This is a genomic window from Youngiibacter fragilis 232.1 (assembly GCF_000495435.3).
Taxonomy (GTDB): Bacteria; Bacillota; Clostridia; order Clostridiales; family Clostridiaceae; genus Youngiibacter; species Youngiibacter fragilis.
Map to the genome: position 1 here is coordinate 1 of NZ_AXUN02000050.1, position 2058 is coordinate 2058.

At 40.7% G+C, this 2058-nt stretch carries 2 protein-coding genes; both read left to right on the forward strand.

The genetic code is table 11. The features are described from left to right. The first annotated feature begins 137 nt into the window (after positions 1-137). Positions 138-1310, forward strand: a complete 1173-nt coding sequence (locus tag T472_RS03640) for an RHS repeat-associated core domain-containing protein (RefSeq protein WP_023863321.1) — start codon at positions 138-140, stop codon at positions 1308-1310. Beyond that, a complete protein-coding gene (locus T472_RS03645) occupies positions 1304-1825 on the forward strand; it encodes a hypothetical protein (RefSeq protein ID WP_023388082.1) in 522 nt (173 codons plus the stop codon). Before T472_RS03640 ends, T472_RS03645 begins: the two co-directional genes overlap by 7 nt. Positions 1826-2058 lie beyond the last annotated feature (233 nt).

A 2058-nucleotide genomic window follows, 5' to 3' on the forward strand; every position in this document is an offset into this window, starting at 1 on the left:
CAAAATTTCGCGGCTCTAACAATTGAAGCTAAATGTTTATGTGTAAATCTACTATCAATATTGATTATGCTGTAAGTCAACATTTATACTGAAGTTAACTTGGCGATTATTATAACCTATGATGCATAGGGAATCCATTGTCTGACGACGGCTGGACCTACACCTGGGAAAATGGCAGGCAGCTGAAGAGCTTAAACAACGCTTCAACCAGCCTCAGCTTCAAGTACAACTCCGACGGGATAAGGACAGAGAAGACTGTAAATGGAGTGACCACCAAGTACACAGTATTCGGTGATAAGGACAACTTCGAGACTACAGGCTCGGACAAGATCCACTACAGCTATGATGCTTCAGGCAATCTCTTCTCAATGAACCTCAACGGAACAGAATACTACTATGTGAGGAACGCCCAGGGGGATATCACAGGGCTTATTGATAATGCAGGGAATCTTGTGGTTAGCTACACCTACGACACCTGGGGCAAGATGATCTCAACAACGGGAAGCCTGGCGGGTACGGTTGGCGTTAAGAACCCGTACCGCTACAGGGGGTATAGGTATGACACCGAGACAGGACTTTACTATCTCCAGTCCAGGTACTATAATCCTGACTGGGGAAGGTTTGTCAATGCGGATGATATCGGTGTTATAACTGGTTCAATGGGTGACCTTACAGACAAAAATATATTTGCTTTCTGTGATAATAATCCAGTAAACAGAGCTGATAATGGAGGAGACTTCTGGCACGTTATAGCTGCAGCAACGGCAGGTTCTTTAATAAGTGGAGTTATGGATGTGGTGATCCAAGTGACTACCACACGCAGATGGGATTGGAAACAGACTGCTATAGCTGCGGGTACAGGAGCGATATCGGGTGCCAGTGCGATGATTCCTGGAGGAGTTTTACTAACTACATCATTGTCCGTAGGTATTAATGCTGCCTTGGGTGCAGGAGCATATGCAGCAACTGAAGCTATTAATCGAAGAAAAGTTACAACGGGAGGATTGATTGCCAGTACTATAGCGGGAGCTATAGGAGGACTTGTAGGTGCTAAAGTTAGACTTAAAACTACTACCGCATTAGGGAAGTCAGCTAAAGCCACAATTGATAAAGGTACAAAAAAAGTATTTAGTGGAATAGTTAATAGTGCGAAAGGTACAATTAAAAGAGGGTATCAGTATTGGGATGAGGGTTACGCTCTGTTAAATCGATATGGATGGAATGCAGGAGTAAATAGCGATATTGGCAGTGTCACTGGAATGCTATCTTATCAGCCTTACGCACGAGCAACAGGGGGATATGCATGGTAAAGAATGTAAATCTTGTTATACCCAATATGACATTTAATGAGTTTCAGGAAAGAATGGAAAAGATTAATAAAAATTATAGAAACTATAAGAATGAATGGTGTATTAGTGTACAGCAAGAGGGTAATGTATTTTCCATTGTAGCTAGTAGTAAAGATAGGTACATCGCTTCAAGCAGAGGTAGCTTTGAGGAGTTTAGAAAAATCATGAAAATAACGGTGACGGAGGAGAACAACCAATTACTGACGGAAAAATCCTTTAAGTTTAAACCAACTCAATTGGTGGAAATTAGACTATTTCCATATCTATCCTACGTCCTCCTTCTTGCAGTTGGGTTGTATATTTTAGTACTTCTTATTCTTAACCAAAAATTACATTTTTGGTTAACTTATACGGGGTTATTGTTAGCTATAGTAGCAGTAACTAACTTTGCATGGACGAAAAACTCATGGAAACTAGAAAGAGCAAGGAGTCAAATTATTGATGAAATATTGCAAAAACACATCTATGGTAGCTAACTTGTTGTGGAATTCAGATGGCTTAGATTAAAGAATTGTCTAGATTGTTTGGATTTGAATGTTGCATTATGCTGTATACGACAATGACAGCACACCCTTGAAGGACACCCTTCAGAATGAGGCAACCGGAACCAACAACATACTCTAGGAAAAGGGGGATACTAATACGCGTAAGTCAATTACCCTATGTGTCAGAATGGCTGTCGTACCCCAATAAATAAAGTATCCTAATA

Coding starts and splice junctions, on each gene's coding strand:
- T472_RS03645 (WP_023388082.1), top strand. CDS start 1,304: ATGGTAAAGAATGTAAATCTTGTTATACCCAATATGACATTTAATGAG.